At 74.1% G+C, this 21153-nt stretch carries 19 protein-coding genes and 1 pseudogene; 5 read left to right on the forward strand and 15 right to left on the reverse strand.

The genetic code is table 11. From position 1 onward, the window contains the following. Positions 1–846, reverse strand: coding sequence for a universal stress protein (locus ABGB06_RS32285; protein ID WP_347596511.1), 846 nt, complete (start codon positions 844–846; stop codon positions 1–3). Positions 847–1066: 220 nt separating this feature from the next. Between ABGB06_RS32285 and ABGB06_RS32290 the strand changes: the two genes are divergently transcribed. Beyond that, entirely contained in the window at positions 1067–2011 is a 945-nt protein-coding gene (locus tag ABGB06_RS32290; protein ID WP_347596514.1) for a universal stress protein, read from the forward strand. A gap of 39 nt (positions 2012–2050) precedes the next feature. On the opposite strand, the gene ABGB06_RS32295 is transcribed toward ABGB06_RS32290, so the two are convergent. The 11 genes from ABGB06_RS32295 to ABGB06_RS32345 form a co-directional block, all read right to left on the reverse strand. Then, a complete protein-coding gene (locus tag ABGB06_RS32295; RefSeq protein WP_347596517.1) occupies positions 2051–4603 on the reverse strand; it encodes a cation-transporting P-type ATPase in 2553 nt (850 codons plus the stop codon). Next, positions 4600–5256: a TrkA family potassium uptake protein gene (locus tag ABGB06_RS32300; protein ID WP_347596520.1), complete on the reverse strand. Its 657-nt coding sequence runs from the start codon at positions 5254–5256 to the stop codon at positions 4600–4602. Before ABGB06_RS32300 ends, ABGB06_RS32295 begins: the two co-directional genes overlap by 4 nt. Next, positions 5253–5912: a TrkA family potassium uptake protein gene (locus tag ABGB06_RS32305; RefSeq protein WP_347596523.1), complete on the reverse strand. Its 660-nt coding sequence runs from the start codon at positions 5910–5912 to the stop codon at positions 5253–5255. Before ABGB06_RS32305 ends, ABGB06_RS32300 begins: the two co-directional genes overlap by 4 nt. Then, complete coding sequence (locus tag ABGB06_RS32310) at positions 5909–8731, reverse strand: cation-transporting P-type ATPase (protein ID WP_347596526.1); 2823 nt, start codon at positions 8729–8731, stop codon at positions 5909–5911. The genes ABGB06_RS32305 and ABGB06_RS32310 overlap by 4 nt, the downstream gene beginning before the upstream one ends. Before the next feature lie 69 nt (positions 8732–8800). Then, positions 8801–9415 (reverse strand): CBS domain-containing protein, encoded by a 615-nt coding sequence (locus ABGB06_RS32315; protein WP_347596528.1) that lies wholly within the window; start codon positions 9413–9415, stop codon positions 8801–8803. Positions 9416–9447: 32 nt separating this feature from the next. Then, a complete protein-coding gene (locus ABGB06_RS32320; protein WP_347596531.1) occupies positions 9448–9909 on the reverse strand; it encodes a cyclic nucleotide-binding domain-containing protein in 462 nt (153 codons plus the stop codon). After that, positions 9906–10106 (reverse strand): DUF1918 domain-containing protein, encoded by a 201-nt coding sequence (locus ABGB06_RS32325; protein ID WP_347596534.1) that lies wholly within the window; start codon positions 10104–10106, stop codon positions 9906–9908. Before ABGB06_RS32325 ends, ABGB06_RS32320 begins: the two co-directional genes overlap by 4 nt. A 233-nt stretch (positions 10107–10339) precedes the next feature. Next, positions 10340–13171, reverse strand: a complete 2832-nt coding sequence (gene fdhF, locus ABGB06_RS32330) for a formate dehydrogenase subunit alpha (RefSeq protein WP_347596537.1) — start codon at positions 13169–13171, stop codon at positions 10340–10342. Continuing rightward, the gene (locus ABGB06_RS32335; protein WP_347596540.1) at positions 13168–14880 is read right to left on the reverse strand and encodes an NAD(P)H-dependent oxidoreductase subunit E; all 1713 of its coding nucleotides are present in this window, start codon (positions 14878–14880) and stop codon (positions 13168–13170) included. The genes fdhF and ABGB06_RS32335 overlap by 4 nt, the downstream gene beginning before the upstream one ends. Before the next feature lie 159 nt (positions 14881–15039). Further along, a complete protein-coding gene (locus tag ABGB06_RS32340) occupies positions 15040–15702 on the reverse strand; it encodes a class I SAM-dependent methyltransferase (protein ID WP_347596543.1) in 663 nt (220 codons plus the stop codon). Positions 15703–15836: 134 nt separating this feature from the next. Further along, positions 15837–17234 carry an FAD-dependent oxidoreductase gene (locus ABGB06_RS32345; protein WP_347596546.1) on the reverse strand — a complete coding sequence of 466 codons (1398 nt, stop codon included), beginning with the start codon at positions 17232–17234 and terminating at the stop codon, positions 15837–15839. A gap of 84 nt (positions 17235–17318) precedes the next feature. On the opposite strand from ABGB06_RS32345, the gene ABGB06_RS32350 reads away from it, so the two are divergent. Next, positions 17319–17693 (forward strand): metalloregulator ArsR/SmtB family transcription factor, encoded by a 375-nt coding sequence (locus ABGB06_RS32350; RefSeq protein WP_347596549.1) that lies wholly within the window; start codon positions 17319–17321, stop codon positions 17691–17693. 79 nt (positions 17694–17772) lie between these two features. Here ABGB06_RS32350 and arsB read toward each other — a convergent pair whose 3' ends face one another. Further along, on the reverse strand, positions 17773–18825 hold the full coding sequence (arsB, locus tag ABGB06_RS32355; protein WP_347596792.1) for an ACR3 family arsenite efflux transporter: 1053 nt from the start codon (positions 18823–18825) through the stop codon (positions 17773–17775). A 62-nt stretch (positions 18826–18887) separates the two neighbouring features. Then, a complete protein-coding gene (locus ABGB06_RS32360) occupies positions 18888–19202 on the reverse strand; it encodes a metalloregulator ArsR/SmtB family transcription factor (RefSeq protein WP_347596552.1) in 315 nt (104 codons plus the stop codon). A 138-nt stretch (positions 19203–19340) separates the two neighbouring features. Here ABGB06_RS32360 and ABGB06_RS32365 point away from each other — a divergent pair, with 138 nt between their 5' ends. The 3 genes and pseudogenes from ABGB06_RS32365 to ABGB06_RS32375 form a co-directional block, all read left to right on the forward strand. Next, positions 19341–19478: a hypothetical protein gene (locus ABGB06_RS32365; RefSeq protein WP_347596555.1), complete on the forward strand. Its 138-nt coding sequence runs from the start codon at positions 19341–19343 to the stop codon at positions 19476–19478. Positions 19479–19638: 160 nt separating this feature from the next. Further along, the gene (locus tag ABGB06_RS32370; RefSeq protein WP_347596558.1) at positions 19639–20067 is read left to right on the forward strand and encodes an arsenate reductase ArsC; all 429 of its coding nucleotides are present in this window, start codon (positions 19639–19641) and stop codon (positions 20065–20067) included. 21 nt (positions 20068–20088) lie between these two features. Beyond that, positions 20089–20221 (forward strand): annotated as a pseudogene (locus ABGB06_RS32375) (thioredoxin-disulfide reductase); the annotation flags it as partial. 301 nt (positions 20222–20522) lie between these two features. Here the strand turns inward: ABGB06_RS32375 and ABGB06_RS32380 are convergent. Further along, positions 20523–21098, reverse strand: coding sequence for an XRE family transcriptional regulator (locus tag ABGB06_RS32380; RefSeq protein WP_347596561.1), 576 nt, complete (start codon positions 21096–21098; stop codon positions 20523–20525). Between the last annotated feature and the right edge of the window lie 55 nt (positions 21099–21153).

Genomic DNA, 21153 nt, shown 5'->3' on the forward strand with positions numbered 1-21153 from the left:
TCAGCCCTCCGGCACCACCGCGACCGGGCACGGTGCCAGGTGGAGCAGCGCGTGGCTCAGCAGGCCCAGCTGCAGCCCGGCGACTCCGCCGCGTTGGCGGGCGCCGACGACCAGCAGGTCCACGCTCTCCGCCGCCGCCAGCAGCGTGCCACGCGGCGGTCCCTCGATGACCTCCCGGTGCAGGGACACGTCCGCGTAGGCGTCGGCCGTGGCGTCCAACGTCTCGTCGACCACCTCCCTGACCCCCGCCGTGTCCGTTTCGTCGGCGCCTCCGGTGGCGTGCCGGGTCTTCGCCTCCGGCCGGAACCCGACGTGGACGGCCCGCACCGCAGACCCGCGCGCCCGCGCCTCGGAGAAGGCGAACCGGGCGGCCGGCAGGTCCCGAGGGGTGCCGGCCAGGCCCAACAGCAGCACGCCGTGATCGCCTCGCCGGGACGACTCCGAGCCCCGCACGACGACCGACGCGCAGGTGGCTCGGGCGGCGACGCCCAGGCCGACCGAGCCCAGCGACATTCCGGTCAGCGCGGCCTTCCCCCGGCTGCCGACGACGAGCACCGAGGCCACCCGGCTCTCGTGCACCAGCGCGTGCACCGGGTCCTCGTCGAGCGCCTCGCTGCAGACGGCGACCTCGGGTCGACGTGCCCGGGCCCGCTCCTCCGCCGCGGCGAGCACCTCACGAGCCGCCCGCTCGGCGCCCTGCGGATCGAGCGCGTCGTCGATCTCTCCCTCCAGGCCGTGGACCAGGCGCAGCGCCCGGTGGTGGCGCGCGGCCTCGTCCACCGCCCAGTCCAGCGCCGCGAGGCTGGGCCGTGACCCGTCCACTCCGACCACCACCGGATCTTCCACCTGACCACCGCTTTCTGACGCTGGCCCTGCCCTGGACGCGGCGGGCCCTTCTCAGGACAGCATCGCGACCGGTCACGCGCTACCCGGCCCTTCCGGAGGGGCGAAGGCGGGGCGTGCGGCGGGGCGAGCATCACTCGCCGGGGCGCGGTCCGCGTGCCGCCGGATTGCCGAGGCGACGGAGGCGGGTGATCGTGACGTCAGGGAGTGAGGAGGCCGGTCGATGTCGAGCACCCCGCCACGGCCCGGCGACGGGCCGGCACGGTCGCCCTCGGTGCCAGCCGTCGTGGTCGGCGTGGACGGTTCGGAGGCCAGCCACACCGCGTTGGAGGTCGCGGCGCGAGAGGCACGCATGCGGGGCTGCGGGCTCACGGTCGTGCACGCCTACCCCGTGCCCGCCGTGCCGATGCGGGAGGGGCAACCGCCGCTTCATCCGCTGGAGGAGCGGATTCACGATCTCGCGGAGCATGTGACGACCCACGCGGTGGACCGGGCCCGTCGCCTACTACCGGGCGAGGAGGTGGCCGGAGTGACCGAGGAGGGCGATCCCCTCAGCGTGCTCGTGGCCCACTCCCGCGAGGCCGCCCTCGTTGTCGTGGCAAGCCGGGGCCTCGGAGCCTTCCAGCGGGCGCTGCTGGGCTCGACGTCCGCGCGTCTGCCCGCACACAGCGCCTGCCCCGTGATGATCGTGCGCGGCCGGCCGGATCCGGAACGCCCCGTCGTACTGGGTGTCGACGGCTCGGCGGCCGGAGAGGCGGCGGTCGAGTTCGCCTTCCAGGAGGCCGCCTACCGTGACGTGCCGCTGAGGGCCCTGCACGCCTGGACTCCGGCGGACGCGCCCGCGTCGCCCCCTCCCGACCCGTCGCTTCCCCACCCGGACCGGCCCCATGTGCTCGCCCAGGGCGAGGAGCGACTGCTCGCGGAGACGCTGGCCGGCCGGACGGAACGGTATCCGGCCGTCCGGGTGGAGCGGTCGGTCGTCCGGGGGCGGGCGCGCCCCGCGCTCATCGATGCCAGCGCGGACGCCGGGCTCCTCGTCCTCGGGGCCCGCGGACGGGGCGGCTTCGCGGGCCTGCTGCTGGGCTCGGTCAGCCAGGCGGTCCAGGCCCACGCCCACTGCCCCGTCGTCGTGGTGCGCGGCACCGCGGCGCGGGCCGACCGGGAGTGACGCGCGGCCACCCGGGCGAGGACGGGTCCCGCTGGTAGGTCATCGGCGCACCCCGGTCTGCAGGCGCATCGCGGTGTAGCCCACCGCGGCCAGGCCAGCCGCCAGCAACAACGCCTCCACGGGGACCGGTTCAGTGCCCAGCAGGGTCCGGAGCGCCGGAACGCAGACGCCGGCCACCTGGAGGGCGAGCGCGGCGGCCACGGCGACCAGGAGGAAGGGGTTGGCCAGACTCCGGGGTCGGGCGCGGGATCCGAGGCCCAGGCCCAGTTGGATCGCGCCCAGGACCAGGAACAGCACCGACTGCCACGGCCAGCCCAGCTCCCGGGCCCAGATGGCCGCCCCCAGGCTGAGCGTGGCGGTGAGCGCGCCGAGCAGCAGCAGCCGCAGCCACAGGCCGCCACCGAGGATGCCCTCGGTCGGGGAACGGGGCCGGCGCCGCATCACGTCGGCCTCGGCGGGTTCCGCGCCGAGTGCGACGCCGGGCAGGCCGTGGGTGAGCAGGTTGATCCACAGGATCTGGGCGGGAAGCAGCGGCAGCGCCATCCCGGCCGCCGGTCCGACGAGCATGACGAGGATCTCCGCCACGCCACCGGCGAGGCCGTACAGCAGGAACCGCCGCACGTTGCCGTAGACCCGGCGCCCCTCCTCCACCGCGGCCACGACGACGCCGAGGTCGTCGTTGGTGAGCACCAGGTCGGCCGCCTGCCGGGCCACCTCGGTGCCGCGCCGCCCCATGGCCACGCCGATGTCGGCGCGTCGCAGCGCGGGGCCGTCGTTGACCCCGTCGCCGGTCATGGCGACCACGTGTCCGGCCGCGCGCCACGCCTCGACGATGTCCACCTTCTGCTCCGGGGTGGTTCGCGCGTAGACGCGTACGGCCTCGGGCGGTGCCGCGCCGGCGCGCCGCAACTCCTCGCCGGTGACCACCTCTCCCGTGCGCGCCGGGTCGACAACGCCGAGGCGGGCGGCGATCGCCCGGGCCGTCAGCGGGTGGTCCCCGGTGATCACCACGAGGGCGAGGCCCGCTGCCTGGCAGGCGGCGACGGTGGCGCGGGCCGACGCTCTGGGTGGGTCCAGGATGCCGACCAGGCCCAGCAGGGCCATGCCGGTCTCCGGGTGCTCGGGCACGGTGGAGTGGGCCGACGCGGCGACGGCCAGCACCCGGTAGCCCTGGCGGGCCAGATGGCTGGCCGCGGCCCTGGCCTGGTCCAGGACGTCGCCCGGCGCCTCCAGGAGCTCGGGCCGGAGCATCACCTCGGGGGCGCCCTTGGTCACCACCCACACGTCGCCGGCGGGGAGCCGGTGGATGGTGGTCATGCGCCGGCGCGCGCTGTCGAAGGGGATCTCGTCGAGCCGGGGCGCCTCCTCCCTCAGGGCGTCGGGGTCGCGGCCCAGTCTGGCGGCGGCGGTCAGCAGGGCCGCCTCCATCGGGTCGCCCAGCGCTCGCCACCGGTCCTCGTCCGGCGTGGGTGGCTCGAGACCAGCGTCGTTGCACAGGACCGCCGCTCGCGTGAGCGTCGCGAGGTCCGGCGCGTCGGTCCAGGTGACCTCGGCTTCCTCGCGCCGGACCTGACCGTGGGGTTCGTAACCGCTGCCCGTGACGTGGGCCTCGCCGACCGGCGTCCACAGCCGCTCGACGAGCATCCGTCCCTCGGTCAGGGTGCCGGTCTTGTCGGAGGCGATCACCGTCACCGCGCCCAGCGTCTCCACGGCGGGGAGCCGTCGCGCGATGGCCTTCCGGCGCGCCATGCGCTGGGCGCCCAGCGCGAGGGCCAGGGTGACGACGGCGGGCATCGACTCGGGCACGGCGGCCACGGCGAGGCTGATCGCCGTGACGACCATCAGCTCGGCCGACTGTCCCCGGGCCAGCCCGGAGACCAGGACGACCGCGCACAAGGCCACGGTGACGGCCGCCATGATGCGGCCCAGCTCCGCCAGCCGGCGCTGCAGCGGGGTCAGCCTGGGGCCCGTGCTCATCAACGAGGCGATCCGACCGACGGCGCTCCCGGCGCCGGTGGCCGTGACCCGGATCCGTCCCCGTCCCCGCACGACGACGGTCCCGGAGGAGACCGTCTCCGGGATGGCGGCGAACGGCATGGTCTTCTCGACCGGGACGGACTCCCCGGTCAGCGCCGACTCGTCGACCAGGAGCGTCGACGCCTCCCGCACCTCGCCGTCGGCCGGCACGATGTCTCCCTCCCCGAGCAGCACCACGTCTCCCGGCACGACCTCGGCCGCGGGCACGAGTCGTTCCCGACCGTCGCGCACGACTCGCGCCGCCGGGGCGCTGATCGCCTTGAGGGCCGCCAGGGCCCGTTCCGCCCGGGCCTCCTGCGCCACGCCCACGGCCGTGTTCGCGACGACGACCAGACCGATCACGACGGTGTCCGGGATGTCACCCGTCCCGACGGTCAGGGCCGCGGCCACCAGGAGCAGCAGGATCAACGGGTCGCGAAGCTGCCACAGCACCCGCCGCCACGTCGGGATCCGGCCGTCGGAGGCCACCGTGTTCGGGCCGTGCTCGGCGAGCCGGCGGGCGGCCTCGGCCGCCGAGAGGCCCGCGCCGGAGGCGTGTCCTGCCGGGCCGTTCAATGGAACGCCTCGTCGATCTCCCGTTCGGTGCTGGCGTGGGAGACGACGAGCACCTCGTCGCCGGGGAGCAGTCGCAGTCCGGGCAGCGGCGGCGTGGGCTGTCCGTCCCGGACGACGGTGGCGACGACCGTGCCGTCCGGGAGCGGGATCTCCCCGAGGGTTCGACCGGCGCCGCGTGACTCCGAGGCGATGACGGTCTCGATGACGCTGACGCCGGCCCTGCCGAGGCGGAGCAGTGCGACGGTGTCGCTGGCGCCGACGGCCTCCTCGATGAGGGACACCAGGGGCATGGCGGACGGCACGACGATGTCCACGCCCCAGCTCCGGTCGAACAGCCAGGCGTTCTCGGCGTCGTCCACCCGCGCCGCCACCCGGGGCACCGCGAAGCGCCGCTTGGCGAGCAGGCTCACCACCAGGTTGGTCTCGTCGCTGCCGGTCGCGGCGACCATCAGGTCGGCACCGAGCAGGCCGGCGGCCTCCAGCACCGCCGGGTCGCACGCGTCACCGGGGACCAGTCGGGCAGGGACGTGCCGGCCGAGGACCGTCAGACGATCTTCGTCGACCTCGACAAGCGCGACCTCGTGGCCAGCCGCGGCCAGCGCCTGGGCGACCTGCGCACCCAGCCGGCCGCCGCCGACCACGACGGCCCTCACGTGCCGAGATCCTTGCCGAGGAAGCCGCGCAGCCGGGCCAGGGAGGTGGCCGCCACCACGAAGGTGACCAGGTCGTCGCCCCGGATGCGGGTGTGCTCGCCCGGCACCAGCGAGCGGCCGGCCCGGGTCACCTCGACGACCCGGATCTCGCCCGCCACGTCGAACTCGGCCAGTCGCCGACCGACGAGGTGGTCGGGCGTTCGGGCCCTGAGCAGCAGCGTCTCGCCGTGGCCGAACGCGAGTTCCGGCGCGAGGTGGCGGTGCGTGAGGAGGCGGTGGATCTCGTGGACCGTCCACCGGACGCCGGCCACGGTGGGGATGCCGAGCTCCTGGTAGGCGGTGGCGTGGCGCGGGTCGTCCATGCGGGCCAGCACGGTGGGGACGCGATAGACGTCGCGTGCGACGCGGGCGCTGACGATGTTGCTGGTGTCGGCGGAGGTGGCGGCGACGAGCGCGTCGGCGTGCTCGATGCCCGCCTCCTCCAGCACCGTTCGGTGGTAGCCGTTGCCCTCGTGGAAGCTTCCGGTGAACGCGGCGGGCAGCCGGTGCCGCGCGCGGGCCGACCGGTCGATGACGCGCACGTCGTTGCCCTCGGCGGTGAGCTGGGCGACCAGGCCGGTGCCGACCCGCCCGCAGCCGACGACGAGCACCCTCATCGCGGCACCTCCCTCTCGTCCGTCCGGCCGCGGCGCAGCAGCCACTTGCGCGTCTCCTCGGCGACCAGCAGCAGCGCGCCCAGCCCGACCAGCACCAGCCAGTCCGTCGCCGACAGGGCCGCCGTGTGGAACACGGACTGGAGCGGCGGCGCGTAGCTGATGGCCGCCATCAGGGCGATGCCCAGCAGGCCGGCGAGCAGCAGCCGCGGGTTGGACAGCAGGCCGACCTTCAGGACGCTCTCCCGCTCGGTGCGCACGGCCTGGGCGTTGAAGAACTGGCTGACCACGATGGATGCCTGGGTCATGGTGATCGCCTCCCGGTAGGCGACGTCGTCGGCCGTGAAGTCCGCGAACGGGATGCCGGAGGAGTGGACGCGCCAGAAGAACACCGCGCAGGCCCCGGCCGCCTGGATGGTGCCCAGGAACAGGAATCGGCGGACGACGGCCGCGGAGAAGAGCGGCTCGCGCCGGCCGCGGGGCGGGCGGTCCATCACGTCCGGCTCGGGAGGGTCGGTGCCCAGGGCCAGCGCCGGCAGGACGTCGGACCCGAGGTCGATCGCCAGGATCTGCACGGCCGTGATCGGCACGAGGGGGAAACCGGAGAAGGTCGCCGCCAGGATGGGCACCAGCTCGGCGACGTTGTGGCTGAACAGGTAGACGAGGAACTTGCGGATGTCGCCGTAGACGGACCGGCCCAGTTCCACCGCGACCGCGATGGACGCGAACGAGTCGTCCAGCAGCACCATCGCCGCCGCCTCCCGGGCGACGTCGGTGCCCGACAGGCCCATGGCGACGCCGATGTCCGCGCGGCGCAGGGCGGGGGCGTCGTTGGCTCCGTCCCCGGTGACCGCCACCACCTCGCCGCGCCGCTGCAGCGCGGCGACCACGCGCGTCTTGTGCTCCGGGCTCACCCGGCACAGCAGCAACGTCCGGTCGTCCGCCAGCAGGGCGTCGAGTCCCGGCTCGTCCAGGGCGTCGAGGCGGTCGCCGGTCAGGACGGCCGGCGAGGACCGGCTCACCACGCCGACGCGGCGCGCGATGCTCTCGGCGGTCAGCGGGTGGTCGCCGGTCAGCATGATGATGCGGATGCCGGCGCGCTGGCAGGCCGCGACCGCGTCACCGACCTCGGGGCGCGGCGGATCGTTCATGCCCACGAGACCGAGGAACGTGAGTCGGCTCTCCGCCTCGTCCTGCGCGGGGCGTGCCGAGGAGACCTCGTGCGTGCCCACCGCGAGCACCCGAAGTCCCTGGGCGGCCAGTTCGTCGTGGGCGGCGACCACCTCGGCCCGTGCCTCCTCGGTCAGCGGCCGCTGGTCGGCGTCCCACCTGATCCGGTCGCTGCGGGCCAGGACGGCCTGGGTGGAGCCCTTCACGTGGGCCCGGTGGACCGCGCCGCCGTCGCACGCGTGGACGGTCGTCATCAGCTTGCGGACGGAGTCGAAGGGGAACTCCGCCGTGCGGGGTGTGGCCGACTCCTCGGCCCGCAGGTCGAGGCCGGCCTTGGTGGCCGCCACCACGAGGGCGCCCTCGGTGGGATCGCCCAGCACCCGCCAGCCGCGGTGCTCCTCCGGGGGGAGTAGCCGCGCGTTGCCACACAGACCGGCCGCCCGCAGCAGCTCGCGCACCGGCTCCCCGCCGGCCGCCTCGCCCTCCGGCGCGTAGCCGATGCCCGACACGGGGTGAGCGCGCCCGGCGGTCCACACCATCGTCACGGTCATGGCCGCCTGGGTGAGCGTGCCCGTCTTGTCGGTGCAGATCACCGTCGTCGAGCCGAGGGCCTCCACCGCCAGCAGTCGCTTCACCAGGGCGTGGCGCCGGGCCATGCGCCGCACCTGGAAGGAGAGCGTCACCGAGAGGGTGGCCGGCAGCCCTTCGGGCACGAGCGCGACCATCACCCCCAGCGCGAACACGAAGGAGGAGACCATCCCCTCGCCTGCGGGCAGCCGGACGGCGAACAGCAGCACACCGCACGCCAGCGCCGCCAGCGCGACGCGCCGGGCCATTCCCGCCACCTGGTCCTGCAACGGGGACTTCCGCGCCGGCGCCCCGGCGGTCAGCCGGAAGATCCTCCCGAACTCGGTGTCCAGCCCGGTGGCGAACACCACGGCCCGGGCCGAGCCCGCGACGACGTCGGTGCCGAGGAACACGCAGTTGCGGGCCTGGAGCGGAGGGCCGGCCGCGACCGGTTCGTCGGTGCGGCCCACCGCGTCGCTCTCCCCGGTGAGCGAGGCGTTGTTCACCGCGACCTCGTGGCTCTCCACCAGCCGGCAGTCGGCGGGCACGGCGTCCCCCGCCTCCAGCAGCACCACGTCGCCCGGCACCAGCTCGCGCGCCGCCAGCTCGCGGCGCTGACCGTCGCGAAGCACCCGGCAGGTGTGCGGCACCATCCGCTGCAACATCTCGGCCGTGCGCTCGGCCGCGTACTCCTGGGTGAAACCGATCAGCGCGTTCAGCAGTACGACGCCGAGGATCGCCACGCCGAGTTGGAGATGCCCGACGTCGCGGGGTCGTTCCAGGGCGTAGGAGAGGAAGGTGATCGCGGAGGCCGCCAGCAGCACCACGGCGAACAGGTCCCTGAACTGTCCCGCGAACTGTCGCCACAGCCCTCGCCGCCTCGGCCGCGGTAGCTCGTTCGCCCCGTACCGGGCCGCCCGCTCCAGCGCCCGTTCCGACGGCAGGCCGGGCGGCGAGGTGTCCAGGGACGCGAAGACCGCGCCCGCCGGCACCTCCGAGATGGCCGCCCGTGGCTCGGCGGCCCCACCGCCGTCCGGGCTCCCGGGCGGCTCCTCGCGGCCACCCACCCGGACGGCACGGCTCATACCCTCATCATCGGGACAGGCCCATCCGGCCGCATCCGTAGTTCCGCCAGCCGAGACGACGGTGTCGTCTCATCCGGTCCGGTCCTGGGGCGGCCCCGCCTCCCCGGTGAAGCGGCAGACGACGTCCACGACGCCCTCGACCGTGTAGAGGCCACGCGTCTCCGCCCGGGTGAGCCTTCCTCCCCGGACGCTGCCGGTGAGCGTGACGACGCCGTCCCGTACCCGCACCGCGACGGTCTCCGGGGCGTCGGGACCGAGGTGCCACAGCTGCTCCCGGATGTCGTCGGCGATGTCCTCGTCGGGCCGCAGGAAACCACGCAGCACGTCCTGGCGGGAGACGCTGCCGGTCAGCAGGCCCTCGCCGTCGACCACCGGCAGCAGGGCGAGATGCCAGGAGCCCATCAGGCGGGCCACGTGGGCCAACGGCTCGTCGGGGCGGACCGAGACGGCGGGGGAGGTCATCAGCCGACCCGCCGTCGCGGCGCCCGCCCTGGTGTCGTCTGTGGGCAGCCGGCTCGGGTCGCGGAGTTCCTCCTTGGGAAGGAGGTCGGCCACGGAGACGATCCCGTCGACGCGGCCGTCGCCACGGACCACCGGCAGCGCGTCGACGTCCCAGCGCCGCATGAGCTGGACGATCTCCTTGAACGGGGTGCCGGAGCTCACCGCCACGCCCGGTCGCCGCATGACGTCGCGCACCCGGCGGGGCGACCGCGCGTTCACGAGGCCGCCCCGGCGCCGTAGGGGGCGTACAGGTCCAGCAGCCGCCGCCGGGTGGCGCGCAGCCGGTGCCCCACGACGCCGGCCACGTACACGGCCAGCGCCTGGCCCAGCACCGGATCGCGATCGCACAGGGCACGCACCGCCGCGGCGTCGTACTCCTGGGCGTGCACGGGGCTGACCGCGACCGCGCCCAGATGCCAGTGGTGCGGCGGCACCAGCCACGACCAGCCGAGCAGCTCGCCGGGGCCCAGGATCTCCACGGTCGCCGACGGTCGGCCGGGCACGTGGACGTCGAGCGCCACGGTGCCGGAGCCGATGGTCCAGAAGCGGTCGGCCACGCCTCCCTCGGCGAAGAGACGGGTTCCGCTGGGGAACTCCACCTCGCGGGCGAGCCGAAGCAGCTCGTCGCGGCGGTCCGCGGGAACGGCGGCGAGCAGCCTGTTGCCGACCACGCTCACGGCCCGCCCTCCCCGGGGTGCTCGACGTGGGCGTCCGGCCCCGGGTAGACCAGGGCGACCCGTTCGGTGTCGGACCAGCGCACGTCGTACGGCGGCTCCCCGTCGGAACGATGCAGCGCGACGATCTCACCCTCCCGTCGGGACCCACCGGCCGTGGGGCTCTCCACGATCAGGACGTCTCCCACGCTCGCCTTCACAGCCGCCTCCTCGCCTTGCGTCGACAATCTGGCGCGTAGCGCGCATATGTCCACTAACCAGGCTAGAACCGGAGAGGGAACGCCGCGCGACGGTGCGCCGATCGGGACGCTAAGTGATCGCTCGCACGCGGCGGGGTGCTCGGCGGCGCGGCGGAGGGCGGGAAGTGTCCCGGACACACGTCAGCGCCGGGGGTCGTCCACTGTCGTGGATCCAAGACCGCGGTACACGATCCTTACGATCGTCTCTCCGCGCCTTTTCCCTCGGCGCCTACCTCCAGTACACCACTCGGCCCCGGGGCACCGGAAGTGAATCCGGGACCGATTCCGGGACGCCGGTCAGGCCGCCCGGGCGGCCCCGGCGCGGTCGCGCCCGCCGGCGCCACCCGCACCGCGGTGACCTTGTACTCGGGGCAGGACGTGACGGTGTCCGCGTTGCCGGAGGTGAGGCTGTTGACGCCGTGGGCCGGGAAGTGGAAGGCGGCGAAGACCTGGCCGGGGGCGCTCTCCCGGCCGACGCGGGCGACGAGCCGGGCGGAGCCGTGCCGGCTGGTCACGCTGACCGGCGCCCCGTCGGCGATCCGGAACCGCTCCGCGTCGTCGGGGTGCAGGTCCAGGAAGTCCACCGGCGCCAGCGTGAGGTTGGGCCCGCGGCGGGTCATGCTGCCCGAGTTGTAGTGGGCCCACCGCCGGCCCGTGACCAGCACCAGAGGGTAGGTGTCGTCGGGTTCCTCCCCCGGCGGAAGGTAGGGGGCGGCGGCCAGGTGGGCGCGGCCGTCGGGCGTGGCGAAACGCTCCCGGTACAGCGACGTCTCACCGGGGCGGTCGGGGCCACGGCAGGGCCAGGGGACGGCGCCCTCGCGGTCGAGACGCTCGTGCGAGAGCCCGGCGAAGTCGGGGGTGAGGGCGGCGCACTCGGCCAGCGCCGCCGCCGGGGTGGGGCAGCCCAACGACGCGCCCAGCAGGTCGGCGACGGCGTGGACGATGTCGAAGTCGCTGCGGGCACCGTCCGGCGGCGGAACGGCGGGGCGTACCCGCTGGACACGGCGGTCGAAGTTGACGAAGGTGCCGTCCTTCTCCAGCCACGAGGTGGCGGGCAGCACCACGTCGGCGTGCCGGGCCGTCTCGGACGGGAACAGTTCGTCGCACACGACGAGGGGGCAGGCGCGGACGGCCGCGACGACCTGGTGGGTGTCGGGGTCGGTGGCGCAGATGTCCTCCCCGATGACCCAGAGGACGCGGAGCCGCCCCGCGCGGGCCGCCGCGAACATCTCGGGGATGCGCAGGCCGGGGCGCTCCGGGACGGGAACGCCCCACACCCGTGCGGCGCGGGCGCGGGCCTCGGGGTCGGTGACCTTGGCGTAGCCGGGCAGCAGGTCGGGGAGCGCGCCCATGTCGGAGGCGCCCTGGACGTTGTTCTGGCCGCGCAGCGGGTTGACCCCGTAGCCCCGCCCGGTGCCGACGGCGCCCCGCAGGATGGCGAGGTTCGCCAACGCCCGCACCCCGTCGGTGCCGTGCAGGTGTTCGGTGACGCCGAGGCCGTGCAGGATGGCGGGGCGCTGCGCCCGCCCGTACAGCCGGGCTGCGGCGACGATGTCGGACTCGGGCACGCCGGTGAGGTCCGCGACCCGGGCCGGCGGGTAGTCGTCCAGCAGCGCGGTCAGCTCGGGCAGACCGGTGGCGCGGTCGCGGAGGAACGTCTCGTCGGTGAGATCCTCGGCCAGCATCACGTGGGCGAGTCCGTGGCACAGCGCGACGTTGGTTCCGGGGTGGGGGCGGAGGTGCACGTCGGCGTGGCGGGCGAGGCCGACGGCGCGGGGATCCACGACGACCAGCCGGGCGCCTCGCAACGCCCGGTTGAGCAGGCGGGCGCCGACGACGGGGTGGGCCTCCACGGGGTTGGCGCCGACGACGAGGAAGCAGTCGGCGCGTTGCACGTCGTCGAAGCCGTCGGTGCCGCCGGCCATGCCGAAGGAGGCGGTGAGACCGAGGGCGGAGGGTGAGTGGCACAGCCGGGAGCAGTTGTCGACGCTGTTGGTGCCGATCGCCACCCGGCAGAACTTCTGGATGAGGTAGTTCTCCTCGTTGGTGGCGCGGGCCGAGGAGATGACGGCGACCGACTCGGGGCCGTGCTCGGCGACGGCGGCGCGCAGGCCGTCGGCCACGTGCCGGAGTGCCTCGTCCCAACCGACGGGCACCAGGCGGTCGCCGTGGCGCAGAAGTGGCTGGGTGAGGCGTTCCGTCGAACGCAGGTAGCGGTGCGCGAAGCGTCCCTTGACGCAGGCGTGGCCCCGGTTGACCGGGCCGCCGAGGTCGGGCAGCACCGCGGTGACCTCCCCGTCGGCGGTGACCACGTCCAGGGAACAGCCGACACCGCAGTAGCCGCAGGTGGTGCGTGTGACGCCGGTGGCGGGGCCGCCGGGGATCGGGAGGGGGGTGGCGGAGGTCAGGCCGCGCGCCGGGCCCGGTTCGGTGAGGGCGCCGGTGGGGCAGGTGTCGACGCATCCGCCACAGGCGACGCAGTCGGAGTCCACCCAGGGACCGCCCGTCCCGGGAGCGACGACGGTGTCGGCGCCACGCCCGGTCAGGGTGAGGGCGAAGGTGCCCTGCACCTCGGAGCACATGCGGACGCACCGGCCACAGGCGATGCACAGGTCACGATCGAGGTGCACGTACGGGTGCGAGGTGTCCGCGCCGCGGCCTCCGGTGCTCCGGGCGGCGTCCGGGCCGACGCCCAGGTCGGCGCAGGCCCGGGACAGCTCGCTGTCGGTCCCGGCCAGCGCCCGGCGCGGGAGACCGGCGGCGATGACCTCCAGCGCCCCGCGCCGCAGGGCCCGCAGCTCCTCGGCCGCCGCCTCGACCCGGACGCCGGACGTCGCCGGGGTGACGCAGGACGCCACGATCCTCCCGTCGGCACGGACCAGGCAGGTGCGGCACGAGCCAGCCGGGCTCATCCGGTCGTCGTGGCACAGGCTGGGCAGCTCGCCGCCCGCCGCCCGAACGGCGGCCAGCACCGAGGCACCATCGGGCACCGACATCTCGACGCCGTCCACCGCCAGCCGGATCACCGCCGCCACCTCGCCAGCCGGTCGCCGTAGGCGGCGGCGAGGCTGCGCACCGCGGGCGGGATCCGCCGCCCGAACGCGCACAGGCTCGCCTCTGCCAGCACCCCGAGCAGCGGCCCGTACCCCGCGGGGTCCCCGGACTCGACCATCTCCAGTCCCCGCCGGGAGCCGACCCGGCAGGGCGAGCACGCGCCGCAGCTCTCCGCGGCGGCGAACCTCCACACGTGCCGCAGCACCTCCTCCGGTGCCAGCCCGGCCTCGAAGGCGACGAGTCCGGCGTGCCCCAGGGCCGCTCCGCGCTCCGCGAGCGCCGCCTCGGACAGCGGGACGTCGAGCGCGTCGCCGGCAAGGAAACCGCCGAGCGGCCCGCCGACCTGGACCACCGCCGGCGTCCCGCCGCCGCGCAGCCCGCCGCCGAGCTCGTCGACGATCCGCGAGACCGGCGTGCCGAGCTCCACCTCGTAGCATCCGGGGCGGGCGAACCGTTCGGCGAGGCAGACCAACTTGGTACCGGTCTCCCCCGGCGCTCCGCGCCGCGCGTAGGCGGCCGCGCCACGCCTCAGGATCCAGGGCAACGCGGCGAGCGTCTCGACGTTGTTGACGACCGTGGGCGCGTCCCACAGTCCCCGGTCGGTCGGATAGGGCGGGCGCGGCCTGGCGCACCCTCGATCGCCCTCCAGGCCGGCGATCAACGCCGTCTCCTCGCCCGCCACGTACGAACCGGCGCCCTCCACCACGCGAAGCCACAGCTCCACCCCGGTGCCGTGCACGTCGGGCCCCAGGTGCCCCTGGTCGTACGCCTCCGCCATCGCCTCGCGCATCCGGGCGAGGGCACGGGGATACTCCGAGCGCACCAGCACCACGCCCCGGGCGGCGCGGCAGGCGAAGCACGCCAGCGCCAGGCCCGCCAGCACCAGGACCGGATCCCGTTCCATCAGCAGCCGGTCGGCGTACGAGCCGGGATCGCCCTCGTCTCCGTTGGCCACCACAACGACGCCCTCGCCCCGCCCGGCGACCGCGTCCCACTTCCTGCCCACCGGGAAGCCGGCCCCGCCCCGACCACGCAGCCCCGACGCGGCCACCTCGGCCCGCACCTGCTCGGGGGTGCGGCTCGTCAGCGTGGCCCGCCAGGTCCGCCAGGGCGGCTGCTCTCCCCGCGCACCGCCCAGCAGGCCACCGAGCAGCACCGGATCGTCGGTGGCCGCCACCGCGGGGATCTCCGGTGCGGCGGGCGGCTCCCGCCCAGCGAGCTGGGCGGCCAGCGTGGGCCCGGCGCGCGGCAGGACCCCGTCCAGAGCGGCGGGTCCGCCGTAGCAGTAGCCCAGACAGCGCACCGCCTGGAGGGAGGTCGCCCCGTCCGCGCTCACCTCGCCGGAGCGCACGCCCAGCGCCCGTTCCACCTCTGCCAGATGCCGGCCGCCACTCGCGGCGAAGCACGCGGCCGCGGTGCAGACCCGCACATGCCGACGCCCGTGCGGGGCGGCCAGATCCGCGTAGTAGCCGGCCGGCCCCAGCCCGGCCGCGGCGGGCAGCCCGAGGGCCGAGGCGGCGCCCGGCGCCCACGCCTCGGGCGGTTCAGGCGTCGCTCGCCGGCTCTCGCCGAGCGCCGTCAGCAGGGCCTCGCCCGGGCGCCCCCGCCGCTCCGCCAGAGCGCGGAACGCGTCGAAACGCTCGGCGGAGGCGAGGGGACCGGGGCGGGGCATGGCGCTCATGTCCCCCATCGTCACCACATCCGCGCCGCCGGCCTCCGCGCCACACGGACAACCGGCCGACCGGCGGCTCGGCGCTGCCGACGACCGTGGCGGGGTGTGGAAAACGGTGGTTCTCGCGGCTCGCCGGCGAGGCCGCCGGCCGGGTGAGGGTGGACCCGGTCAACGTGGCCGGGTCTGGGTGACGCGCCACAGGCGGCGGGGCAGGTCGCCCTCCTCGAAGGCGTGCACCTCGTTCAGCGTCCAGCGCTCCGCCAGGGCGTCGACCAGGTCACGGGAGAAGAAGTGCACGGCGAAACCGCCGTGCTCGAAGATGTCGTCGCCGTGTGCGGTGCCGACGCCGTAGTGGGCGTCGCCCGTGTTCCGCACCGTGTAGACGAGGGTGCCGCCCGGCCGCAGCACGCGGCGGATCTCGCCGACGAGCGCGTGGATCTCTCTGGTGGACAGCGCCATGCACAGCAACATGTGTGCGAAGACCGCGTCCACGGAGGTGTCCGGCAGCGGCAGCGGCTCGCGGACGTCATGCACCGTGGTCGTCACGCACTGATCCACTCCCTGGAGACGGGCGGCGTCCCGTAGCTGCTCCAGCCCCGTGGCGCTGAAGTCGGCGGCGTGGACGGTGAAGCCCTCTCTCGCGAGGAACAGCGTGTCGCGGCCGTGCCCGGGGCCCAGCTCCAGCACGTCCTTCGCGCCGGCCCGCCGGAACACCGAGGCCGCGTGGAGCGCGGGTGAGGACGGCTGTGCGCCGTACATGCCCGGGTGGGCGGTGTAGGTGTCCTGCCAGTGCCGCCGTTGCGTCTCGGCCAGGTCGCGATCGTCCGCCATCATCACCTTCCCGGTGCGTCCGTCAAGCAGCCGGGGGTACACCGTTCCGCACGGTCAGCTGCCTCGTGAGACCTCCATGATCGCGGACCTGCCGGGTCGTCCTGGCGGCGCTGCGCAGGCGGTCGCGGTGTGGATCAGGAGCCGCAGCAGCCGCCCGCCTGGGAGTCCTGGGCGGGCGGGACTCCGACGCCGAGTTGCACGAGCTGCGGTTCGGGCGTCGCGCAGCAGCCGTCTGTGGCGGTCTGGTCGGTTCCGGAGATGTCGAAGAGTCCGGAGCCGCCGCACACCCCACTTTCGGGGAGGGTGAGTTCCACGCGCTGGGCGGCTTCGAGGTCTCCGGCCAGGGCGGCGGCGATGGAGCGGACCTGCTCGTAGCCGGTCATGGCCAGGAAGGTGGGGGCGCGGCCGTAGGACTTCATGCCGGCCAGGAACAGGTCCTGTTCGGGGTGGGACAGCTCGGTGACGCCGTGGGGGTAGACGGTGCCGCAGGAGTGTTGGTTGGGGTCGATCAGCGGCGACAGCGCGGTGGGCGCGGAGAGCCGCTCGTCCAGGCCGAGCCGCACTTCGGACAGGAAGGAGAGGTCGGGGCGCAGGCCGGTGAGAGCGATGATCTGGTCGACCGGCTCGGTGCGGTGGCCGTCCTCGGCCACCAGCACCAGGCGGCCGTCGGCGGTGGTCTCCACGGCGGTGGTGCGGAAGCCGGTCAGGGCCGTGGCGTGGCCGTCGTCGACGGCGGCCTTCGCGGCCAGGCCCAGCGCCCCGCGGGCGGGGAGTTGGTCGGCGCTGCCGCCGCCGAAGGTGGATCCGGAGATGCCGCGGCGCAGCACCCAGGTCGCGTGTGTTCCGGTGCCGTCCTCGGCCGTGGCGAGGTCGGCCAGGCCGGCGAGGGCGGTGAAGGCGGAGGCGCCGGTCCCGACCACGGCGGTGCGGCGGCCGGCGAACCGCGCGTAGACGGCCGGATCGTTGAGGTCCGGGACGCGGTAGGTGATCCGGCCCTCGGCCGCCAGCTCGCGCTCACCGGCGGCCGGGTAGCCGTCGGCGCCGAGCGGGTTGGGAGTGGCGTAGGTGCCGGAGGCGTCGATGACGGCGCGGACGGTGATCCGCTCCTCGCTGCCGTCGGTGAGGCTGAGGTGGACGGTGAAGGGCTGGGTGTCGCGCCCGGAGTCGACCACGCGGTCGCGTCCGGCGCGGGCTACCCCGGTGACGGTGGCGCCGTAGTGGACCCGCTCGCCGAGGGCGTCGCCCAGAGGCTGAAGGTAGTCCTCGGCCCACTGGGCGCCGGTCGGGTAGGCGGCGTCGTCCGGACGTGTCCAGCCGGTGGGGGCCAGCAGCTTCTCGGCGGCCGGGTCGACCAGCTCGCGCCAGGTGGAGAACAGCCGCACATGTCCCCACTGACGCACCGCCGCCCCGGCGCTCTCGCCGCGTTCGAGGACCACGGGCTCGATCCCGCGCTCGACAAGGTGGGCGGCGGCGGCAAGACCGATGGGGCCGGCACCGATGACGGCTACGGGCAGACCGGCGGACTCGGACATGATCAGCACTCCTCGCTCTGCATCGACACCTGTCGATACGTCGCCAGCTTGCCACTCCACATCGATGGCTGTCAATATAGACGTATGTCGAAATCCAGAACGGTGGAGCTCCCGGTGCTTCAGCCGGAGGGAGTGGCGGTGCCGTGCTGCCCGCCGCTCACGGCCGGGGAGCTCTCGGTGGATGACGCGGAGCGGGTGGCGGCGATGTTCAAGGCGCTGTCGGACCCGGTGCGGCTGAGGCTGTTCTCGAAGGTGGCCTCGCATCCGGGCGGTGAGGCGTGCGTGTGTGACATCGCCGACGTCGGCGTGTCCCAGCCCACCGTCTCCCATCACCTGAAGAAGTTGCGCGAGGCCGGGCTGCTGACCTCCGAGCGCCGCGGCACCTGGGTCTACTACGCCGTGGCGCCCTCGGTGGTGGCCGCGATGTCCGCGATGCTCGACCTGCGCCCCGCCACCTGACGGTGACGGACCCGGCCGGGTGCCGAGAAGCCGGCCGCGTCGCGGCCGCGGTGTCCGCGACATGGCCCGCTCGTTGTCTTCAGGACCTTGCCGCCGCGCTGTACCGGCGGCGCAGTGCGAGGGAGACGTAGACCAGCGCCACCAGCACGGGAACCTCGATGAGCGGGCCGACGACCCCGGCCAGCGCCTGGCCACTGGTGACGCCGAAGGTGCCGATGGCCACCGCGATGGCCAGCTCGAAGTTGTTGCCCGCCGCGGTGAACGCCAGCGTCGCGGTGCGCTCGTACGGCAGGCCGGCCGCCCGCCCGAGCGCGTAGGAGCCGAACCACATGACGGCGAAGTAGGCCAGCAGCGGCAGCGCGATCCGGGCCACGTCCCACGGCTCGGAGGTGATCGTCTCCCCCTGGAGCGCGAACAGCAGGACGATCGTGAACAGCAGCCCGTACAGGGCCCACGGCCCGATCCGCGGCAGCACCCGATCCTCGTAGCGTTCCCGCCCCAGGCGCTTCTCGCCGATCCGGCGGGTGACGAACCCGGCGATCAGCGGGACGCCGAGGAACACGGCGACGTTGAGCGCGATCTCGCCCGCGGAGATGTCGAGATCCTCCCCTTCGCCGAGACTCAGCCAGCCGGGCAGGAGGTCGAGGTAGAACCAGCCCAGCAGACCGAACGCCAGGACCTGGAAGACGGAGTTGACCGCGACGAGCACGGCCGCGGCCTCGCGGTCGCCGCACGCGAGGTCGTTCCAGATGATGACCATGGCGATGCAGCGCGCCAGGCCGACGATGATCAGCCCGGTGCGGTACTCCGGCAGGTCAGGCAGAAAGATCCAGGCCAGGGCGAACATCACCGCCGGGCCGAGCAGCCAGTTGATCACCAGGCTGGAGGCCATCAGGCGCCGGTCCCCGGTGACGGCGCGCAGGCTGATGGCGTCGTAGCGGACCTTGGCCAGCACCGGGTACATCATGATCAGCAGGCCGATCGCGATGGGCAGGGAGATGCCGCCCACCTCCAGATCGGCCAGCGCCTCGCCCAGCCCGTCCACCGCCCGGCCGAGCAGCAGGCCGACGACCATGGCCGCGATGATCCACACCGGCAGAAGGCGGTCCAGGGTGGAGAGCTTCGCGACGATCCCGGTCTCGCTCGCGTCCGGCCGTCCGGTTTGCTCCGGGACGGAGGGGGTCTTGGCGGTGGTCACGGGCAGGCTCGCTTCCGGTTGTTCTCGACCGTGTCGCGGGCGGTCGCCGCCAGGACCGCGAACTGCCCGGCAAGGCTCTCCAGGATCGCCGGCTTGAGCCTGTAGTAGATGAAGCGGCCGCACGGCTCGGTCTCCACGACACCCGCCTCGCGCAGGACCCGCAGATGGTTGGAGAGGTTGGTCTGCCTGGCTCCGGTCTCCTCCACCAGGTGCGTGGTGCACAGCGTCTCGTGCGCCAGCAGCGTCACGATCCGCAGGCGAAGCGGGTCGGCCAGCACCCGGATCAGATCAGTATCGACTGAAGTCAGCATGGACTGATACTGTCACATCAGCTGAAGCTGACACCAAATGGGCTGATGCGTAAGCCGTGAAGGGCCGATCCGATGACCGCCTCTCCGTACCCCCTCGCGTCGACGTCTCCTCCGCCGGTAACCGCGTCGAGCGGCCACGTGGAACCGGACGTCGCCGAGGTCCTCGCCGAGGCCGGGGGCACGCTCGGCGACGCCTGCCCCAAGCCGCTGAGCGACGAGGTCGTCCATACCGCCGACATCGTCGTCACCACGGGCTGCCGCGACGCCTGGCCGTGATGCCCGGCCACCGCTACCTGGACTGACAGCTCCCCGACCCCGACCTCGCACCCCTCGTCGTCGTCCGCGCCATCCGCGACCAGTGCAACGCCCACATCACCCATCTCCTCGCCGGCTTCCCCCCTGAACCCGCTTCACGTCTCGCAAAGGCAGAACGCTGATGTCCTCCACCCCCGCCGCGTCCGTCCTCTTCGTCTGCGTCCACAACGCCGGGCGCTCCCAGATGGCCGCCGGGTTCCTCACCCACCTGGCCGGGGACCGCGTCGAGGTCCGCTCCGCCGGCTCCCTGCCCGCCGACCAGGTCAACCCCGCCGCCGTCGAGGCCATGAAGGAAGCCGGCGTCGACATCTCCGCCGAGCAGCCGAAGGTGCTCACCGCCGAGGCAGTGAAGGCGTCCGACTACGTCATCACCATGGGCTGCGGCGACGCCTGCCCGATCTTCCCCGGCAAGACGTACCTGGACTGGGCCCTGGACGACCCCGCCGGCCAGGGCCTCGAAGCCGTCCGCCCCATCCGCGACGAGATCCGCACCCGGATCGAGGCCCTGATCGCCGAGATCGACGCCACGCGGGCGAAGCGAACACCGTGACCACCCACCCACCGAGGTCGACAGGCCGAACGCTTCGGCGCCGAACTGGTCCGGACGACATCGTGGCTGTCGACCTGGCCGACGAGATCAAGACCGTCACCGACACCACGGGCACCATCCACCTCCGCGAGCCGTGATCGTGGCGACCGGCTCCGACACCGCCATGGGGGCGGCACTGCCTGGAAGATCGGCAGCCGCCGAGATCGTCCGGATTCCTCCGACTACCACGCCCGTCCGTTGCGGGACGGCGCGTTCCTCGGCCTCGGCGGGATCGAGTGCTTCGAGAACTTCGAGGGCATCCTGGACACCGAACAGGGCGAGGTGATCGCCTACGCCTCCGGCGGCCCCGCCGCGGCGAGCCGCACCTACCCGATCACCTCACCTGACCCAGGCCGCCCCGTCGACGGTCCGCCCTCTCCAGACCGGCGGGGCGGTCGGCCAGATGCGGTGCCAGATCAGTGCGGGGCCGCGGGGACGGAGACGGCCATCGTCATCTCCACCGGGTCGCCGCCGTCGTTGCGGTACCCGTGCGGCACGTGGGACTCGAAGGAGGCGGAGGCGCCCGCGACCACCTCGTGGTCGGCGCCGTCCACGCTGAGCGTGAGCACGCCGGCCGTGACGTGCACCAGTTCGCTGGTGCCGACCGGGTGGGCGTCGGAGGCGCTCCCCTCCCCCGGCATCAGCCGCCAGTGCCACAGCTCCAGCGGCCCGGGAGACTCGGTGCCGGCCAGCAGGGTGCTGTGGCTGCCCGCCGCCGTGGACCACAGGCGCACCGCCTGCTCGGCCGGCACCAGGCGCACCAGGGGCTCCTGGTCGTAGTCGAGCAGGGTGGTGATGCTGACGCCGAGCGCGTCGCCGACCTTCACCACGGTGCCGACGCTCGGGTTGGTCCTGGCCTGCTCGATCTGGATGAGCATGCCGCGGCTGACGCCGGCCCGGGCCGCGAGCGCGTCCAGGGTGAAGCCCCGCTCGGTGCGCAGCCGCTTGAGGTTCCGGGCGAGCGACTGGGTGAGCTGGTCGAGTTCGGTCACGGGCTCCCCGCTGAGCTTGGTGAAATATTGTGCATGAAGCAGTACAACACAATGC

Origin of the sequence: Streptomyces sp. B6B3, from assembly GCF_039871525.1 — a bacterium.
GTDB lineage: Bacteria > Actinomycetota > Actinomycetes > Streptomycetales > Streptomycetaceae > Streptomyces.